Annotated in this window: 19 protein-coding genes; 12 read left to right on the top strand and 7 right to left on the bottom strand. The window is 60.4% G+C overall.

Annotation, left to right across the window (positions count from 1 at the left end; all coding sequences use genetic code 11):
* Positions 1-27: 27 nt before the first annotated feature.
* Positions 28-906 carry a putrescine utilization regulator PtrR gene (ptrR, locus tag ACOI7Z_RS03470; RefSeq protein WP_023289635.1) on the top strand — a complete coding sequence of 293 codons (879 nt, stop codon included), beginning with the start codon at positions 28-30 and terminating at the stop codon, positions 904-906.
* Here ptrR and ACOI7Z_RS03465 read toward each other — a convergent pair.
* Positions 860-1342, bottom strand: a complete 483-nt coding sequence (locus tag ACOI7Z_RS03465; protein WP_023289634.1) for a GNAT family N-acetyltransferase — start codon at positions 1340-1342, stop codon at positions 860-862. The two genes, ptrR and ACOI7Z_RS03465, sit on opposite strands and share 47 nt — an antisense overlap.
* Before the next feature lie 145 nt (positions 1343-1487).
* Here ACOI7Z_RS03465 and ACOI7Z_RS03460 point away from each other — a divergent pair, with 145 nt between their 5' ends.
* Entirely contained in the window at positions 1488-2432 is a 945-nt protein-coding gene (locus tag ACOI7Z_RS03460; RefSeq protein ID WP_044522927.1) for an L-lactate dehydrogenase, read from the top strand.
* A gap of 21 nt (positions 2433-2453) precedes the next feature.
* Here the strand turns inward: ACOI7Z_RS03460 and ACOI7Z_RS03455 are convergent, their stop codons facing one another.
* Genes ACOI7Z_RS03455 through dtnK form a run of 3 tightly spaced genes read right to left on the bottom strand, consistent with a single transcriptional unit; the run spans position 2454 to position 5431 of the window.
* The gene (locus ACOI7Z_RS03455; RefSeq protein ID WP_023289632.1) at positions 2454-3215 is read right to left on the bottom strand and encodes a DeoR/GlpR family DNA-binding transcription regulator; all 762 of its coding nucleotides are present in this window, start codon (positions 3213-3215) and stop codon (positions 2454-2456) included.
* Position 3216: 1 nt separating this feature from the next.
* Positions 3217-4203 carry a D-threonate 4-phosphate dehydrogenase gene (locus tag ACOI7Z_RS03450; RefSeq protein WP_137916268.1) on the bottom strand — a complete coding sequence of 329 codons (987 nt, stop codon included), beginning with the start codon at positions 4201-4203 and terminating at the stop codon, positions 3217-3219.
* Positions 4196-5431, bottom strand: a complete 1236-nt coding sequence (dtnK, locus tag ACOI7Z_RS03445; RefSeq protein ID WP_137916269.1) for a D-threonate kinase — start codon at positions 5429-5431, stop codon at positions 4196-4198. Before dtnK ends, ACOI7Z_RS03450 begins: the two co-directional genes overlap by 8 nt.
* A gap of 184 nt (positions 5432-5615) precedes the next feature.
* Between dtnK and ACOI7Z_RS03440 the strand changes: the two genes are divergently transcribed.
* The 6 genes from ACOI7Z_RS03440 to ACOI7Z_RS03415 all read left to right on the top strand — a co-directional run bounded on the left by ACOI7Z_RS03440 (position 5616) and on the right by ACOI7Z_RS03415 (position 11463).
* Complete coding sequence (locus tag ACOI7Z_RS03440) at positions 5616-6764, top strand: iron-containing alcohol dehydrogenase (protein ID WP_137916270.1); 1149 nt, start codon at positions 5616-5618, stop codon at positions 6762-6764.
* A gap of 14 nt (positions 6765-6778) precedes the next feature.
* On the top strand, positions 6779-7663 hold the full coding sequence (locus tag ACOI7Z_RS03435; protein ID WP_137916271.1) for a dihydrodipicolinate synthase family protein: 885 nt from the start codon (positions 6779-6781) through the stop codon (positions 7661-7663).
* A 76-nt stretch (positions 7664-7739) separates the two neighbouring features.
* On the top strand, positions 7740-9149 hold the full coding sequence (locus ACOI7Z_RS03430) for a sodium:solute symporter family protein (protein ID WP_023289627.1): 1410 nt from the start codon (positions 7740-7742) through the stop codon (positions 9147-9149).
* Between the two features lie 3 nt (positions 9150-9152).
* The gene (locus ACOI7Z_RS03425) at positions 9153-10319 is read left to right on the top strand and encodes a sialidase family protein (RefSeq protein WP_137916272.1); all 1167 of its coding nucleotides are present in this window, start codon (positions 9153-9155) and stop codon (positions 10317-10319) included.
* Positions 10316-10789, top strand: coding sequence for a YhcH/YjgK/YiaL family protein (locus ACOI7Z_RS03420; protein WP_048297479.1), 474 nt, complete (start codon positions 10316-10318; stop codon positions 10787-10789). Before ACOI7Z_RS03425 ends, ACOI7Z_RS03420 begins: the two co-directional genes overlap by 4 nt.
* A complete protein-coding gene (locus ACOI7Z_RS03415; protein ID WP_048297478.1) occupies positions 10786-11463 on the top strand; it encodes an SDR family NAD(P)-dependent oxidoreductase in 678 nt (225 codons plus the stop codon). The genes ACOI7Z_RS03420 and ACOI7Z_RS03415 overlap by 4 nt, the downstream gene beginning before the upstream one ends.
* A 50-nt stretch (positions 11464-11513) precedes the next feature.
* Here the strand turns inward: ACOI7Z_RS03415 and ACOI7Z_RS03410 are convergent, their stop codons facing one another.
* Positions 11514-12305 carry a PhzF family phenazine biosynthesis protein gene (locus ACOI7Z_RS03410; protein WP_023289623.1) on the bottom strand — a complete coding sequence of 264 codons (792 nt, stop codon included), beginning with the start codon at positions 12303-12305 and terminating at the stop codon, positions 11514-11516.
* 201 nt (positions 12306-12506) lie between these two features.
* Here ACOI7Z_RS03410 and ACOI7Z_RS03405 point away from each other — a divergent pair, with 201 nt between their 5' ends.
* Complete coding sequence (locus tag ACOI7Z_RS03405; protein WP_032452773.1) at positions 12507-13706, top strand: sugar transporter; 1200 nt, start codon at positions 12507-12509, stop codon at positions 13704-13706.
* Positions 13707-13774: 68 nt separating this feature from the next.
* Here ACOI7Z_RS03405 and ACOI7Z_RS03400 read toward each other — a convergent pair whose 3' ends face one another.
* Entirely contained in the window at positions 13775-14443 is a 669-nt protein-coding gene (locus ACOI7Z_RS03400; RefSeq protein ID WP_004205969.1) for a MarC family NAAT transporter, read from the bottom strand.
* 261 nt (positions 14444-14704) lie between these two features.
* Here ACOI7Z_RS03400 and marR point away from each other — a divergent pair, with 261 nt between their 5' ends.
* The 3 genes from marR to marB are packed head-to-tail and all read left to right on the top strand — an operon-like array spanning position 14705 to position 15793.
* Complete coding sequence (marR, locus tag ACOI7Z_RS03395) at positions 14705-15139, top strand: multiple antibiotic resistance transcriptional regulator MarR (RefSeq protein WP_004143563.1); 435 nt, start codon at positions 14705-14707, stop codon at positions 15137-15139.
* Positions 15140-15159: 20 nt separating this feature from the next.
* Positions 15160-15540, top strand: coding sequence for an MDR efflux pump AcrAB transcriptional activator MarA (marA, locus tag ACOI7Z_RS03390; RefSeq protein ID WP_004205971.1), 381 nt, complete (start codon positions 15160-15162; stop codon positions 15538-15540).
* 34 nt (positions 15541-15574) lie between these two features.
* A complete protein-coding gene (gene marB, locus ACOI7Z_RS03385; protein WP_044522908.1) occupies positions 15575-15793 on the top strand; it encodes a multiple antibiotic resistance protein MarB in 219 nt (72 codons plus the stop codon).
* Positions 15794-15841: 48 nt separating this feature from the next.
* On the opposite strand, the gene eamA is transcribed toward marB, so the two are convergent.
* On the bottom strand, positions 15842-16741 hold the full coding sequence (eamA, locus tag ACOI7Z_RS03380) for an O-acetylserine/cysteine exporter (RefSeq protein WP_023289620.1): 900 nt from the start codon (positions 16739-16741) through the stop codon (positions 15842-15844).
* Between the last annotated feature and the right edge of the window lie 86 nt (positions 16742-16827).

The raw sequence follows: 16827 nt of genomic DNA, 5'->3' as shown, positions 1-16827 counted from the left end.
GCAACGCATTCACAAAAGAAGAATAGTATGGACCTGACTCAGCTAGAGATGTTTAACGCCGTCGCCAGCACCGGCAGCATTACCCAGGCGGCGCAGAAAGTGCATCGCGTGCCGTCCAACCTCACCACCCGCATCCGCCAGCTGGAGGCGGATCTTGGCGTTGAGCTGTTTATCCGCGAGAACCAGCGGCTGCGCCTCTCGCCCGCGGGCCACAGCTTCTTACGCTACAGCCAGCAGATCCTCGCCCTGGTGGACGAGGCGCGAATGGTAGTGGCGGGCGACGAACCCCAGGGACTGTTCTCTCTCGGTTCGCTGGAGAGCACCGCGGCGGTGCGGATCCCCACCACCCTGGCCCACTTTAATCAGCGCTACCCGAAAATTCATCTCGCCCTCTCCACCGGCCCCTCCGGGACGATGATCGACGGCGTGCTGGAGGGAGCCCTGAGCGCCGCGTTCGTTGACGGACCGCTGGTGCACCCGGGCCTGGAGGGGCTGCCGGTGTTCCCTGAAGAGATGATGATCGTCGCCCCATACGGCCACGCGCCCATCGCCCGCGCCAGCGAAGTGAACGGGGCTAATGTCTACGCTTTTCGCGCCAACTGTTCCTACCGCCGGCATTTTGAGAGCTGGTTCCATGCCGACAGAGCCACTCCGGGCCGGATCCATGAGATGGAGTCTTATCACGGGATGCTGGCCTGCGTGATCGCCGGCGCTGGGCTGGCGCTGATCCCGCGCAGTATGCTGGAGAGTATGCCGGGCCATCAGCAGGTTTCCGCCTGGCCGCTGGCGGAAGAGTGGCGCTGGCTCACCACCTGGCTGGTGTGGCGTCGGGGCGCCAAAACCCGCCAGCTGGAAGCGTTTATAGCGCTGCTGAACGAAGATCGGCAAACAGCGGTTTCTCCATAAAGACGCTGAGCGGATCGGGCTGGTAGGGAGCAAACGCGCAGCGGGTCTGATAGCCGTTGCGCGTATAGAGGGTGATGGCCGCATGCTGATGGATGCCGGTCTCCAGGCGCAGAGTATGGCAGTCGCGCTGGCGCGCTTTCGCCTCCAGGGCCGCCAGCAGCTTTTCTCCCAGCTGTTGCCCACGATGCTGTGGATCAATATAGACCCGCTTCATCTCGCCAAAACCTTCCTCGCTGAGGACGATAGCCCCACAGCCAACGGCTTCGCCCTGCGGACTGCGGATCGCCAGGGCGATCACTGTCTCCGGCGGCAGTTGACCGAGGTCCAGCAGATGGTTGCTCTCCGCCGGGTAGAGTGTCTCCTGCCAGGCGTCGAGGGCGGCAATCAGGGCGGTAAATTCGGCGTCGGTGGGGGCGATGTCGGTGATGGTATACATAGGTGAGCTCCTTTTTTTACGCCACTGTAGCGCGCCCCGGAACGGTTTCCGCCATAGCATTAACTTATATTGCCACCCACCACTTGCGCTAACTAACTGAAACGCATTAACTTTATACCCTACCGTCCGTTTTTGAGACCTGAATATGCGCACCAAAGCCCGTAAAGTGATGATTATTGGCGCCGGTAACGTCGGCGCGTCAGCGGCCTACGCCCTGCTCAACCAGAGCATTTGTGAGGAGCTGATCCTCGTCGACCTTAACCAGCCGCGCGCCGAGGCCCACGCTCAGGACCTCAGCGATGCCGCGGCCTATCTGCCGGGAATGATGACCATCTCCACCCGCGAGGCCAGCGACTGCGCCGATGTCGACATCGCGGTGATCACCGTCTCCGGCGGCGCGCTGCGCCCCGGCCAGAGCCGTCTCGATGAACTGACCACTACCGCGAAAATCGTCAAGAGCATCGTGCCGACCATGATGGCCAACGGGTTTAACGGCATCTTCCTGGTGGCCACCAACCCGTGTGACATCATCACCTGGCAGGTATGGCAGCTCTCCGGCCTGCCGCGCAGCCAGGTGCTGGGCACCGGCGTCTGGCTGGATACCACCCGCCTGCGCCGTCTGCTGGCGCAGGAGCTGAACATTGGCGCCCAGAGCATCGACGCTTTTATCCTCGGCGAGCACGGCGATACCCAGTTTCCGGTATGGTCGCACTCCTCGGTATATGGCACGCCGATCGCCGACCTCTACCAGCAACGCACCGGCCGGCCGCTCGACCGGGAGGCGATGGCCGACAAAGTGCGCAAGCTGGGGTTTGAGATCTACGCCGGCAAAGGCTGTACGGAATATGGCGTGGCAGGCACCATCGCCGAGATCTGCCGCAATATTTTTACCGGCAGCCACCGCGCGCTGGCGGTCTCCTGCATTCTTGACGGTGAGTACGGGGTCAGCGGCGCGGCGGCTGGGGTGCCGGCGGTGCTGGCCCAGGGGGGCGTGGAGCAGATTATCGAACTGCGGCTGGCCGGCGAAGAACAGGCGAAGTTCAGCCAGTCGGTTGCGGTGATCAAAGCCAATATCGCGCGTCTGCCCTGACGGCAGACGGCCGCGTCTGGATCAGTCGGCAATGATTAGCTGAGGGGAAAGGGTCACCAGCGCCTCGCGGGTCGCTTCCGGCAGGTGGCCGTCGGTGACGATATCGGTCAACGACTCCAGCGGGGCAATGTTGAAGAGTGACCAGGCGCCGTATTTGGAGCTGTCCGCCAGCAGAATGCGCCGGCGGGCATTGGCCATCAGATCGCGTTTCAGGGCGGCCTTCTCCTCCGTCGGGGCGGTGATCCCTTTCTCAAGGTCCCAGCCGTTGCAGCTGACGAAGGCGAGATCGGGCCAGATGGTCTGCAGCAGGCGGCGGCCGTGATCGCCGATGCACGACTGGCTGCTGTCATCGATGCGCCCGCCGATAATCGTCACTTCAATCTGCTTAAATTCCGACAAAAACAGGGCGATATGTAAATCGCTGGTGATCACCCGCAGCGGCAGATGGGTGATCTGCCGCGCCAGCTCAATCATGGTGGTGCCGGCATCGAGCACAATGGCGTCGCCGGCTTTCACCAGCGCTGCCGCCGCGCTGGCGATCGCCTGCTTTTCCAGCGGGCTGCGCTGGGCTTTCTCCAGCGTCGTCGGCTGGGCAGGAATAAACCGGTTCAACGTCACCCCGCCATGCGTGCGGCTGATCACCCCTTCCTGATCGAGTTTGATCAGGTCGCGGCGAATGGTGGCTGGCGAGGCGTTGGTCGCCGCCACCAGCTGGTCGACTGTCACCAGATTATGGCTTTTCAGGAAGTCCATAATCTGCTCTAACCGGTTATATCCCTTCATGTTATTCCTGCGCGATGTGCATGGCGAGCTCAATGGAGGTTGCCATGCTCTCAGACTTCGCTTTACCTGTCCAGGCAATATCAAACGCGGTGCCATGATCCGCAGAGGTGCGGATAAACGGCAGCCCAGCGGTGATATTGACCCCATCATAGAATCCCAGCAGCTTCAGCGGAATATGCCCCTGGTCGTGATACATCGCCACGACCATGTCGTACATCCCCTCATGACACTGCATAAACACCGTGTCCGGCGGACAGGGGCCGGTTACCTCCACTCCCTGCTCCCGCATGGCGGCAACCGCGGGGGCGACGATGCGGATCTCTTCATCGCCAAACAGGCCATTCTCCCCGGCGTGCGGGTTCACGCCAGCGACCGCAATGCGCGGACGCTTATAGCCGACGCGGCGCAGAAAGCGATCCGCCACGCCGATCACTGTCTCGATCCGCGGCTGGTTGAGGGTATCAAGGAACTGGCGCAGGGCGATATGGGTGGTGATATGGATAACCTTAAGCTTTTCGGTATACAGCACCATGGCGTAATCGGTGGTTTGCGTCAGGTGGGCCAACAGTTCCGTATGGCCGGGAAAAGCATGCCCCGCCAGATGCAGCGCCTCTTTATTCAACGGCGCGGTGGCGATGGCCGCGACGGCGCCCTCCAGCGCGAGGCGGGTCGCCCGCTTAATACAGCGAAACGCCAGATCCCCGGCCTGGGCCTGCACTTCGCCAGGACGCAGCCCCTGCGGGTCGCTGAGCGGCTCATCGATGACGTTAATCGTCGCCGGGGCAAAGCTTGCCTCGGCGGGATGGTCAATGATGCGTAGCTCCGCCCGCGGGGTGATGTTCAACGCCAGGATACGCCGCAGCGTCTGCGCGCAGCCCACCACCACCACCGGCGCGCCGCTCAGCGCCCCTTCGGCGAGGGATTTGATAATAATCTCCGGACCAATCCCTGCCGGGTCGCCCATTGTGACTGCAATGATGTTAGACACTCAGTTTCTCCTCAATAAAATTCACAACATGTAATAGCGTGGTGTCGGTGCCGAATCCTCCGGCTTTAGTCATCACCGGCCGCGACCAGCGGCCGCCGAGGAAGTATCCGTAGGGGACGCACTCCGCGACCCGGCCGCGGATCTGAAAACCGCTGGCGCCGAGCGCCTGAGCCACGGCGATGGCCACATCGCCACCGGAGAGGTACAGCGCGCCAGGGGGACACAGCGCCACCGCCTGTGCCGTAACGTCGGCAAGCCAGGCGCAGATGTGCTCCCCGTAGGCCGCGCGGCTGAGACCGCGTTCGCGGCACTGGGCTTCAATCCCGTGCCGGACGGCGTTATTCGGGCGGGTGGTCACCACGCAGTGATCACCCTCACGCAGCACCTCGGCGATCCGGGAGGCTTCCTCCTTCGGCGATCCGCTAAAGGCCTGTTCGACATCAATTTCGATCTTTCTCACTCGGGAATGAGCCTGCAGCGCCGCGACCTGGCGCTGCGCCATCTCGCTCATCGAGCCGACCACCGCCAGCAGCGGCCCCTGCTCGCTGCGGCGCAGGCGGCGCGCCAGCGCCTCGCAAAGGCCTGCCGAGCCGACCAGCAGGGTCTCCTGCGCATGAGGAGCGACGGCGTCAATAACCTGATCCAGATGACGCTCTTCCCAGGCGTCAATAATCAGTACCTGCCTCGCTTCGCCCGCCGTCGCTAACGCTCCCGGAAGCTGGGCGGCGCTCAGCGACCGGCTCGGCAACCGGCTCTGCATGGCGAGAATGCCGGCAATATCCGCCCGGCTAACCGGCGTCTTCGGATCGCTGGCAAATTCGGTGTGATCGAGGGGTATCCCGTGTACATAGCAGCGTCCGTCCCGGGTATGCCGCCCGGCCGCCGGGTAAGCCGGCGCCACAACCGCCACCCGGCAGCCCTGCGCCGTCATCATCGCTTCCAGTTCGGCGCCGGGGTTGCCGCGCAGCGTGGAGTCGATCTTCTTTATCTGCCAGCGCGGGGCGAATCGCGCCGCGCCGCGCAGCAGAGCGGTGACCTTGTCGGCGGCCGCGGCGGCGGTCATCGCCCGGCTGTCGCTGTTGAGTATTAACGCCCGTGCGGATGACGCCTGCCCGGCGGAGAATGCCACTTCTACCGACATACCCGCCTCCGCCAGGCTGACCCCGGCGTCATTGGCTCCGGTAAAGTCATCTGCCAGCACCAGCACGCTGTTATTGCCGTCTTTCATTGTCCTGCCTTGTGGTCGTTGTAAACGTTGCAAACCTGAAATTGATTATATTCAATCATATTTGATTAAATGTGAGCAAGCTCAAGTTATTAAACCGCCGTATAAATTATAACTTTTCCCCACCAGACGAGTAGAACGACTCGTGAATGATTGAATTCAATCAACCACTACCAAGGAGAAACGCGTGGCGACGATACACAGCACGATCATCAGCGGGGCTGGCGCCTCATCGGCCCTGCTCCCGCTGCTGGCAGATAAAATCCGTATCCTGCTGGTGACCGACCAGAACGTCGGGGCGCTGGAGGCGACCCGGGCGATCCAGCGTCTGCTGGCGGCTGACGGGCGCCAGGTTGAGGTCATTAACAGTGTGCCTGCCGAGCCCAGTCATCAGGATGTGGCGGAGATCGTCAGCCAGCTGGGCGCTTCTCAACCGCAGATGGTCGTCGGCATTGGCGGTGGGAGCGTGCTGGACGTGGCGAAACTGCTGTCGGTGCTGCTGCATCCGCAAGCCCCCACTCTGACGGCCCTGCTGGCGGGTGAACAGCCGCAACGACGGCTATGCTCTCTGCTGATCCCTGCCACCGCCGGGACCGGCTCCGAAGCAACGCCGAACGCTATTCTGGCGATCCCCGAGCAGCAGACCAAAGTGGGGATCATCTCCCCGGTGCTGCTCCCGGACTACGTCGCCCTGCTGCCGGAGCTGACCACCAGCATGCCGGCCAGCATCGCAGCCTCGACCGGGATCGATGCTCTGTGCCATCTGCTGGAGTGCTTCACCTCCACCGTGGCCAACCCGGTAAGCGATAACGCGGCGTTAATCGGTTTACACAAGCTGGTGCGTCATATCGAACGCTCGGTGGATCAGCCGCAGGATCTGACGGCGAAGCTGGAGATGCTCTGGGCCTCGTGGTACGGCGGCGCGGCGATCAACCATGCCGGCACCCATCTGGTGCATGCGCTCTCCTATCCGCTCGGCGGCACCTGGCACCTGCCGCACGGGGTGGCCAACGCCATTCTGCTGGCGCCCTGCATGCGGGTGGTCCGCCCCCACGCGGTGGCGAAGTTCGCTCAGGTCTGGGATCTGATCCCCGACGCGGACCTCACCCTCAGCGAGGAAGAGAAATCCCATGCGCTGGTGGCATGGCTGGCGGCGCTGGTCAAACGCTTACCGCTGCCCGATAACCTCGCCGCGCTCGGCGTTCCCGCAGATAGCATCCCCGCCCTCAGCGCGGCGGCGCAGAACGTGAAGCGCCTGATGAATAACGCCCCCTGCAGCGTCAGCCGTGAAGAGATCGCGGCTATCTACCAGACGCTGTTTCCGGAACATGCCTAACAGGAGAAAATCAAATGAGGAGAGCCATTAGCGGCGTACTCACCGCCATCGTTACCCCCTTTACCACCGAGGGAGCCCTTAACCTGCCATCGCTGCAGCAGCAGGTGCAGCGCCAGATCGCCGCGGGCAACGGCATATTCTGCGGCGGCACCAACGGCGAGTTTTTTGTCCTCAATGAGGAAGAGAAGATCGCCGTCGCCAGAACCTGCGTGGAGGCGGCCGCCGGTCGCGCGCCGGTGGTAGCCCACATCGGGGAGGTTTCCACGCGGGAGACCCGCCGGCTTGGCCAGCAGATCGCCCGCCTCGGGGTTGACGCGGTATCGGCCATTACCCCGTGGTTCGTGCCCCTGAAGCAGGAAGAGCTGATAAACCACTATACGGCGATCGCCGACGCGCTGAGCGTCCCGCTCTTTCTTTACAACATTCCCGCCCGCACCGGTAACACCCTTGCGCCGGAGACAGCGCGTAAGCTGGCGCAGCACGACAATATCATTGGCATCAAGGATAGCGCTGGCAGCTACGACAGTCTGAAAGGCTTTCTTGACGCGGTACGCGACATTGACGGTTTCGACGTTCTCAACGGCCCGGACTCGCTTATCCATCAGGGGTTTGTCGACGGCTGCTCAGCCTGCATCTCGGGGCTTGCCAACGTCGCGCCTGCCGAGATCAACGCTATCTGGTCGCTGTTCCATGCTGGTGATATCGCCGGATCGCGCCAGGCGCAGGAGCGGGTAACGGGCCTGCGCACCGACCTGTACAACGTAGCGTTCTCACCCGCGGCGGTGAAAAAAGCGCTGCAGCTGATGGGCCATGAGGTGGGCGACAGCCGCTACGCGGTGCAGTTTAGTGACCAGCAGCTGCAGGAAATACGCGGCATCATTGCCCGTTATTTAGCGTAATACCCGCTGCGTTTCGTAAATAAAACAGACCGGGTACCGCCGTACCCAGGATTCGTACGCCCAGAGAGAGGCTAAGATGAATCATTTTACCGCTGAAGATACCTTTATTATTGTCGGCATTGTCATTGCCTATATTCTGTTTACCACCTGGCTGACATTCCGTATTCGTAGTAAGAATTCCGGGGATTTTATGGAAGGCTCGCGCGCCATGCCGGCCTTTATTGTCGGTATATTACTGATGTCGGAATATATTGGCGCCAAATCAACCATCGGTACCGCTCAGGCCGCCTTTGAGAGCGGAATTGCCGCCTCATGGTCCGTGCTGGGGGCGGCCATCGGCTTCCCGCTGTTCGGTTTGATTCTGGTAAAGCGCATCTATAACACCGGGAAAATCACCATATCCGGGGCTATCGCTGAGAAATATGGCACCAGTACCAAAAATATCATCTCCCTGATCATGATTTATGCGCTGTTGCTGGTTAACGTGGGCAACTACGTCAGCGGCGCCGCGGCTATTTCCACCGTCTTAAAAGTCAACTTACCCGTGGCCGCCTTTATTACCGCCATCGTCAGTACCTTCTATTTCGCCTTCGGCGGCATGAAAGGCGTCGCCTGGGTCACCATGTTACACAGCGCGTTAAAATACGCTGGTCTGCTGATCATTCTGGGTTTTGCTCTGTCCAAAACCGGCGGCTTCACGCCGATGATTGAGAAGATGCCGGATTACTACTGGACGTGGGATGGCAACATTGGCGCTGGCACTATCTTCGCCTGGCTTATCGGCACTATCGGCTCCATCTTCTGCACCCAGTTTGTTATCCAGGCGATCAGCTCCACCAAAGACGTCCGGTCAGCAAAGCGCTCCACGTGGATCGCCTTCTTTTTCTGCCTGCCCATCGCCCTTGCCATCGCCATCATCGGCGTGGCGGCGAAGTATCTGCATCCGGAAATCAACAGCCTGTACGCCCTGCCGGTATTTCTGCAGGACATGAATCCCTGGCTGGCGGGTCTCGTGACAACGTCACTTGTGGCCTCGATATTCGTCAGCGTAAGTACCGTTGCTCTGGCCATTGCCTCGCTGGTGGTGAAAGATTTCTACGTGCCATGGCGTAACCCAACTCCGGACCAGGAGTTCAGAGCCACGCGCTGGGCATCGTTAATTATCGGCTTCCTGCCGCTGATCTTTGTGCTGCTGGTGCCGGAAGTGCTGAAACTCTCCTTCTTCACCCGCGCCATCCGCCTGTCCATTACCGTAGTAGCGGTCATCGCCTTCTATGCCCCCTTCTTCAGGAGCACCCGCGGCGCCAATGCCGGTCTGATCGGCGCCTGCGTGGTGACCTCCGTCTGGTATTTACTTGGCGATCCGTTCGGCATCAATAACATGTATGTCGCCCTGGCGACCCCGGCGATCATTATGGTCATCGATCGCCTGATCCCGAATAAATCACAATCATCCCCTGCCCCTGTTGAGCAACGTGGAGTCTAAAACATGTCCGCAATTCCTTCTTTCGACGGCGTCATTCGCCAGTACCAGCAAGATGAACATATCGCATGGGCGATGCTCCCCAACGCCTGCCCGCAAAATCATGCCGCCAACCTGCTTCAGCTGGATGATGGCAGCCTGATGTGCGTCTGGTTCGGCGGCTCCCAGGAGGGGAAAGCCGACATTTCGATCTGGGGTTCGCGGTTAGCCCCCGGCAGCGATCGCTGGAGCGAAGCGGTTAAGCTCTCCGACGATCCTGACCGCTCGGAACAAAATCCGGTGCTGTTTCAGGCGCCGGACCAGGTAGTGTGGCTGTTATGGACGGCGCAATTCGCCGGCAACCAGGATACCGCCATTGTGCGCTACCGCCAGTCACACGACGGCGGGCAAAGCTGGGGACCCATCGACACCCTGTTGGATCAGCCCGGTACCTTTATTCGCCAGCCGATTAGCGTCATGCCTGACGGCAGCTGGCTGCTGCCGGTGTTTTACTGCCGCACTGCACCCGGCGAGAAATGGGTGGGTAATAATGACGTCAGCGCGGTGAAGATCTCCTCCGACGGCGGCAGAAGCTGGCGCGACGTGGCGGTCCCGGAGAGTCTTGGCTGCGTCCATATGAGCATCACCGCGCATCCCGACGGCGGACTGGCGGCCTTCTTTCGCAGTCGCTGGGCGGATCACATCTGGTTCAGCCGCTCCAGCGACCAGGGTGAAAGCTGGTCTGCGCCGGTGCCAACGACGCTGCCGAACAACAACTCGTCCATTCAGGCGACGACTCTCGACAATGGCGAACTGGCGCTGGTGTTTAATAATATGAGCGCCGCCGGGGCCACCGAACGCCGAGCCTCACTGTACGATGAAATTGCGGATGACGATGGCCGTAAGGAGCCGGAAACAACCGGAAAAAGCGCCTTCTGGGGCGCGCCCCGCGCGCCGATGACGGTGGCGATCTCGCCTGACGGCGGCAAAAGCTGGCCGTGGCTGCGTAATCTTGACGAGGGCGACGGCTACTGCATGACCAATAATTCGGAGCAGAAGCTGAACCGGGAGTTCTCCTACCCCAGCATCAAACAGGGAGCAGACGGTAATTTGCATATCGCCTACACCTGGTACCGTCAGGCGATCAAGTATGTTCGCGTTTCGCCACAGTGGGTGAAAGGAGAAAGCGCATGATTATCGGTACCCTGCAGGCGCTGCACCAGGCTGGTCTGCCGCCGGCGTTAAAGCAGCTTTTGAGCAGCGAGGCCTGTTCGCTGGCCGCCCTGAGCGCCAGAGAGGATGGCCGCTTCCAGCCCGACGGCGCGCCGTGGTTCTGCACCCTCGGCGTGGCGCAAACCCAGCCTGCGGCCGAGCGGCATACGGAATATCATCGCCAGTGGGCGGATATTCAGGTCATCCTGGCCGGCGAAGAGCGGATCCAGGCGGGCATGGCTGCCGTGATGCGCCCGCAGGATAATGAGCTTAAGCCCGACCTCTATCTCTGTCAGCCGGCCCCGGAGAGTGTCTCTATTCTGCTGCGTCCCGGTGACTTCGCGGTCTTTTACCCCGGCGAACCGCACCAGGCGCTGTGTGCGGTTTCGACGCCAGCGCCGGTCAGAAAGGCGGTATTCAAGATACCGGCAGCGATGCTGGAGGCGCAATGAAGCGGGCCATAGTCACCGGGGCCAGCTCCGGGATCGGCGCCGCGGTGGTGAGGCAATTGCTGGAGGACGGCTGGCAGGTGGTCGGCATGAGCCGTTCGCTGCCGCCCTTCTCACAGCCGAACTTTCGCCATCTGGAGGTCGATGTCAGCCAACGCAGCGCGCTGCTGGCGGCGCTGGAACAGATTGAGCCTCCTCAGGCCATCATCCACGCCGCGGGTTCGATGACCGCCGCGCCCCTGGGCAATCTTGATCCACTGCGCGGCGAGTCGCTGTGGCGTTTACATGTCGACGCGGCCCAAACGCTGGTCAATCACTTCGCCCCGGCCATGGAGCCGGGCGGGAGGGTTGTTCTGCTGGGAAGCCGAACATCACGAGGCGCAGCGGGTCGTTCCCAGTATACGGCCACCAAAGCGGCGCTGGTCGCCCTTGCCAGAAGCTGGGCGGCAGAGCTGGCGCCCGCAGGGGTGACGGTCAACGTGGTGGCGCCCGGGGCAACCGATACGCCGATGCTCCATCAGCCTGGCAGGGAAAGCTCTCCGCCGCGGCTGCCGCCGCTGGGGCGGCTCATTACCCCGCAGGAGGTGGTCTCGCTGATAAGCTGGTTATTGAGTGAGGGCGCATCGGCGATGACCGGACAGGAGCTGGTGATGTGCGGTGGCGCCTCCCTTGCCTGATGACGCACGCCGCGCCGTCCCCGGACAACGGAACGACGCGGCGGTGAGGATTAACGTAAATAGACAGTCCCGCGCAGATAGGTGGTGGCCTGGCCGCCGATCAGCACCCGGTCGCCCTGCCACTGGCAGCGCAGATCCCCGCCGCGGGCGGAGACCTGGCGCGCCATCATGGTGGTTTTCCCCAGCTTGTCGCCCCACCAGGGGATCAGCATGCTGTGGGCGGAGCCGGTCACCGGATCCTCCGGCACCCCTTCTCCCGGGCAGAAGAAGCGGCTGACAAAGTCATATTCCTCATCCGGCGCGCTCACGCAGATCATTTTACCGAGCGTCTGCAGGCGCGCCATGTCCGGTTGCACCGCTTCAACCTGCCGGCGATCCGCCAGCAGCACCAGATAATCGCGCCCTTCCCGTACCTCGACGGCCGCTTCGAGGCCCAGCCCGGCCAGCAGGTCCGCCGGCGGATTGGCCACCGGGGTGGTCGTCCACGCCGGGAAGTCGAGCGTCAGCCAGTCGCCGCTGCGGGTCACCCGCAGGTCGCCGACAAAACGGGTGCTAAAGGTAATCGTCGCCGAGGGATGGTCGAGATATTCAAAAATAACGTGCGCCGTCGCCAGGGTGGCGTGGCCGCAGAGGTTGATCTCGCCAAGGGTGGTAAACCAGCGCAGCTCATAGCCTTCGTCGGTGCGGACGAAGAACGCCGTTTCGGACTGGTTATGCTGTTGGGCCATTTTCAGCAGCACATCGTCGGCTAACCACTCGCTGAGGGGGCAAACGGCCGCGGCATTGCCGCCGAAGTTTTTATCGCTGAAGGCATCGACCAGATAAAATTGTATTTCCTGCATACACTGTCCTTACTTTTTTTACTTTCCTTCAACATGACATAAAAGCGCCCCCCTGACACTATCCATAGCAAAATTAATTGCTTAACCGTACCTGGCCGCTTGCAGTGAAATGAGATGCAGATCACAAAATGATTGTCTTTTCGCCAGCAAACGTTTTAAGATCAGCGTCACATCTTCCCCTGAATCACCAGTCCAGAGCTTATGACTACGAATACGGTCTCACGCAAGGTAGCGTGGCTACGTGTCGTGACGTTGGCCATCGCCGCGTTTATTTTTAACACCACAGAATTTGCCCCGGTCGGTCTGCTGTCGGATATTGCCGACAGCTTCGGCATGGAAACCGCCCAGGTGGGCATGATGCTGACCATCTACGCATGGGTGGTGGCGTTAATGTCGCTGCCGTTTATGCTGCTGACCAGCAAAGTGGAGCGTCGGCGGTTGCTCATCGGCCTGTTTATTCTGTTTATCGCCAGCCATGTGCTGTCGTTCTTTGCATGGAATTTTGACGTGCTGGTCATCAGCCGCATCGGCATCGCCTTCGCCCATGCGGTGTTCTGGTCGATAACGTCGGCGCTGGCCATCCGCATGGCGCCTCCGGGCAAACGGGCGCAGGCGCTGAGCCTGATCGCCACCGGTACCGCGCTGGCGATGGTGTTTGGCATTCCGATCGGCCGCATCATCGGCCAGTATTTTGGCTGGCGGATGACCTTCCTGGCGATCGGCCTCGGCGCCTTAGCCACTCTGGCCTGCCTGGTGAAACTGCTGCCGACGCTGCCGAGCGAACACTCAGGCTCGCTGAAAAGCCTGCCGGTGCTGTTCCGTCGCCCGGCGCTGGTCAGCGTGTACATTCTGACCGTGGTGGTGGTGACCGCCCATTATACCGCCTACAGCTATATCGAACCCTTCGTCCAGACGGTGGCGGGTCTGAGCGGCAATTTTGCCACCGTACTGCTGCTGATCCTCGGCGGGGCCGGGATTATCGGCAGCATTCTGTTCGGCAAGCTCGGTAATCAGCACGCTTCGGGGCTGATAAGCCTCGCCATCGGCCTGCTGCTGGCCTGTCTGCTGCTGCTTTTGCCGGCCTCGCATAACCCGCACCACCTGATGCTGCTCAGCATCTTCTGGGGGGTGGCGATCATGATTATCGGTCTCGGCATGCAGGTGAAAGTGCTGGCCTCCGCCCCGGACGCCACCGACGTCGCCATGTCGCTGTTCTCGGGCATCTTTAACATCGGCATTGGCGCCGGCGCGCTGGTAGGCAGCCAGGTGAGTCTGCACCTCTCTATGGCCTCCATCGGCTACATCGGCGCCATCCCGGCGCTGGCAGGCCTGATCTGGGCCCTGCTGATCTTCCGTCGCTGGCCGGTATCGCTGGAAGAGCACCAGCCGCACCACTCTTGATTGAGCCGCAAAAAAAAGCCCGTCGGTATCGCTCCGGCGGGCTTTTGTCTCTCTGCGCATCACCGCGGTCAGGGATGCCAGGTCGAAATGATCTCCAGCACGCCGTTAATAATGAACTGCACGCCCATGCAGACCAGCAGGAAGCCCATCAGCCGCGAAATGGCCTCAATGCCGCCTTTGCCTACCAGACGCATAATCGCCCCCGAACTGCGCAGGCAACCCCAGAGAATGATCGCCAACAGGGCAAAGATAATCGGCGGCGCCGCCAGCACCACCCACTCCGGGAAGTCCACGCCGTGCTTCACGGTTGAGGCGGAACTGATGATCATCGCGATGGTGCCCGGACCGGCGGTGCTTGGCATGGCCAGCGGCACAAAGGCGATATTGGCGGTTGGCTCATCCTGTAGCTCTTCCGATTTGATCTTCGCTTCCATCGAATCGTGGGCTTTTTGCTGGGGGAACAGCATGCGGAAACCGATAAAGGCCACAATCAACCCCCCGGCGATACGCAGCCCAGGTATTGATATGCCGAATGTATTCATCACCACCTGGCCGGCATACCACGACACCATCAGGATGGCGAAGACATACACCGAAGCCATCAACGCCTGTTTGTTCCGCTCGGCGTTGTTCATATTGCCCGCCAGGCCAAGGAACAGCGCCACGGTAGTCAGCGGATTCGCCAGCGGTAACAGCACCGCCAGGCCGAGCCCTATCGCTTTAAACAAATCAAACATAGTTAAAAAAAGTCCCGTAAATATTCATTTTTTAAGGATGGTTTCACGCCGTGAGTATACCGTCTTCAACAATTCCAACGCCAGCCTGCTGATAAATCACCTTCGCCAAAAATTAACAAGCGTTAGAAAATTCACAAACAGTGACCCGTGTCGAATTTTCTTGTTTTAGCAAATCGTGGCATCGGCCAATTCATAATGTTGACTTATGATTGCCTGGGCAATAGTATCACTCGCAACTAAATCATTGCCTGGGCAACCATCATGAAAAGTACCAGCGACCTGTTCAACGAGATGATCCCGCTGGGCCGCTTGATCCAGATGGTTAACCAGAAAAAAGATCGCCTGCTCAACGACTACCTCTCACCCATGGATATTACCGCGACCCAGTTCCGGGTGCTCTGTTCCATTCGTTGCGAGGTATGTATTACCCCCGTTGAGCTGAAAACCGTGCTTTCCGTCGACCCGGGCGCGATGACGCGTATGCTCGACCGCCTGGCGTGTAAAGGCTGGATTGAACGGTTACCCAACCCCGCTGACAAGCGTGGCGTGCTGGTGCAGTTGACGCCAGACGGCGCAGCCCTTTGCGAGCAGTGTCATCAGGTTGTGGGTCAGAAGTTACACCAGGAGTTAACAAAAAATCTGTCGGCGGACGAAGTCGCCATGCTTGAGCAACTCCTCAAGAAGGTCCTGCCGTAAAAATAAGAAGAGGTAAGATGATGTCCAGACGTAATAATGACGCCATCACTATCCATAGTATTTTGTCGTGGATCGAGGATAACCTGGAATCGCCCCTGTCGCTGGAAAAAGTGTCTGAGCGCTCAGGTTACTCCAAGTGGCACCTGCAACGTATGTTTAAGAAAGAGACCGGCCATTCCCTCGGCCAGTACATCCGAAGCCGTAAGCTGACGGAGATTGCGCAAAAGCTCAAGCAGAGCAATGAGCCAATCCTGTACCTGGCGGAACGCTACGGTTTCGAATCGCAGCAGACCCTGACGCGAACGTTTAAAAACTATTTCGATGTTCCGCCCCACAAATATCGCATAACGAATGTACCTGGCGAATCCCGCTATCTGCATCCGCTAAATAACTGTTGTTAATCGCCTGCATTATTAAAGACGTATTGAGGAAATCATGAAACTATTCGCTGCCGCAGCCATCGTCGTTCTGTCGCTGGCATCCAGCTTCAGCTATGCGGAGCAAACCACCACGCCGGTGCGGCAAAACCAGCGTGACACAATGATTCTCCCTTCGGAACATAACGACTCGCCGTTTGATTTCAATCATATGGCGGCCGGCAATGATAAATCTGACGAACTTGGCGTGCCGTACTACCAGCAGCACGACCTGTGATGCCATTACACGCATACTTGTGTATAGCCCCGTCTCCGGGGCTTTTTTTTACCCGCGCGCCATGCCCGGCCGCACCAGACGCAGACCGAAAACGTTGATATAGAGCCCGGCCATGATCAGCGCCGCCCCGGCGAGCTGCAGCCCGCTCAGCGTCTCTCCCAGCAGCAGCGCGGCGCTGGCCATCCCCACCACCGGCACCAGCAGCGACAGCGGCGCCACCCGCCAGGTTTCATACCGCCCCAGCAGCGAGCCCCAGATACCGTAGCCGACAATAGTGGCGATAAACGCCAGGTAAAGCAGCGAGAGAACCGTCAGCACATCGATCTGGCGCAGACTCGCCAGCATCAGCTGCGGGCCATCGATCAGCCACGAGGCGAGCATAAACGGCAGCACCGGGATCAATGCGCTCCACACCACCAGCGACATGATCGGCGGCCGGGTCGCCTGGGACATGATTTTTTTGTTGAAAATATTGCCGCAGGCCCAGCTGAGCGCCGCCGCCAGGGTGAGCATAAAGCCCACCAGCGGGACATGTTCCCCTCCGAGGCTCCCCTCCACCAGCACCAGCACGCCGAAGATCGCCAGAGCGATCCCCGCCAGCTGCTTGCCCTGCAGGCGTTCGCCAAAGACGAAGGCGCCGAGGATGATGGTAAAGAAGGCTTGCGCCTGCAGAACCAGCGACGCCAGCCCCGCCGGCATGCCCAGGCCGATAGCGCAGAACAGAAAGGCAAACTGGCCAAAGCTAATGGTCAGGCCATAGCCCAACAGCAGGCGCAACGGAATGGCTGGCCGGGCGACAAACAGCAGCGCCGGGAAGGCCACCAGCATAAAGCGCAGGCCCGCCAGCATCAGCGGCGGCATATTGTGCAATCCCAGCTTAATCACCACGAAGTTAAGCCCCCACACCACCACTACCAGCAGCGCCAGCAGTCCATCTTTCCTCGTCATACCCCTGCCTCTGTCGTTATTAGAATTTTTGTGAACAAAATCAAAGTAGCGAAAAAGCGGCCGCCAGGATAGATCATTATTTTTGG

The organism is Klebsiella sp. C283 (assembly GCF_048822555.1).
Classification (GTDB): domain Bacteria; phylum Pseudomonadota; class Gammaproteobacteria; order Enterobacterales; family Enterobacteriaceae; genus Klebsiella; species Klebsiella quasipneumoniae.
This window is presented reverse-complemented; position numbering and strand designations above follow the sequence as displayed.

Bases quoted from the DNA above. Each gene is read 5' to 3' on its own strand.
- ptrR (WP_023289635.1), top strand. From the start codon at position 28: ATGGACCTGACTCAGCTAGAGATGTTTAACGCCGTCGCCAGCACCGGC.
- ACOI7Z_RS03465 (WP_023289634.1), bottom strand. From the start codon at position 1,342: ATGTATACCATCACCGACATCGCCCCCACCGACGCCGAATTTACCGCC.
- ACOI7Z_RS03460 (WP_044522927.1), top strand. From the start codon at position 1,488: ATGCGCACCAAAGCCCGTAAAGTGATGATTATTGGCGCCGGTAACGTC.
- ACOI7Z_RS03455 (WP_023289632.1), bottom strand. From the start codon at position 3,215: ATGAAGGGATATAACCGGTTAGAGCAGATTATGGACTTCCTGAAAAGC.
- dtnK (WP_137916269.1), bottom strand. From the start codon at position 5,431: ATGAAAGACGGCAATAACAGCGTGCTGGTGCTGGCAGATGACTTTACC.
- ACOI7Z_RS03435 (WP_137916271.1), top strand. From the start codon at position 6,779: ATGAGGAGAGCCATTAGCGGCGTACTCACCGCCATCGTTACCCCCTTT.
- ACOI7Z_RS03430 (WP_023289627.1), top strand. From the start codon at position 7,740: ATGAATCATTTTACCGCTGAAGATACCTTTATTATTGTCGGCATTGTC.
- ACOI7Z_RS03425 (WP_137916272.1), top strand. From the start codon at position 9,153: ATGTCCGCAATTCCTTCTTTCGACGGCGTCATTCGCCAGTACCAGCAA.
- ACOI7Z_RS03420 (WP_048297479.1), top strand. From the start codon at position 10,316: ATGATTATCGGTACCCTGCAGGCGCTGCACCAGGCTGGTCTGCCGCCG.
- ACOI7Z_RS03415 (WP_048297478.1), top strand. From the start codon at position 10,786: ATGAAGCGGGCCATAGTCACCGGGGCCAGCTCCGGGATCGGCGCCGCG.
- ACOI7Z_RS03410 (WP_023289623.1), bottom strand. From the start codon at position 12,305: ATGCAGGAAATACAATTTTATCTGGTCGATGCCTTCAGCGATAAAAAC.
- ACOI7Z_RS03405 (WP_032452773.1), top strand. From the start codon at position 12,507: ATGACTACGAATACGGTCTCACGCAAGGTAGCGTGGCTACGTGTCGTG.
- ACOI7Z_RS03400 (WP_004205969.1), bottom strand. From the start codon at position 14,443: ATGTTTGATTTGTTTAAAGCGATAGGGCTCGGCCTGGCGGTGCTGTTA.
- marR (WP_004143563.1), top strand. From the start codon at position 14,705: ATGAAAAGTACCAGCGACCTGTTCAACGAGATGATCCCGCTGGGCCGC.
- marA (WP_004205971.1), top strand. From the start codon at position 15,160: ATGTCCAGACGTAATAATGACGCCATCACTATCCATAGTATTTTGTCG.
- marB (WP_044522908.1), top strand. From the start codon at position 15,575: ATGAAACTATTCGCTGCCGCAGCCATCGTCGTTCTGTCGCTGGCATCC.
- eamA (WP_023289620.1), bottom strand. From the start codon at position 16,741: ATGACGAGGAAAGATGGACTGCTGGCGCTGCTGGTAGTGGTGGTGTGG.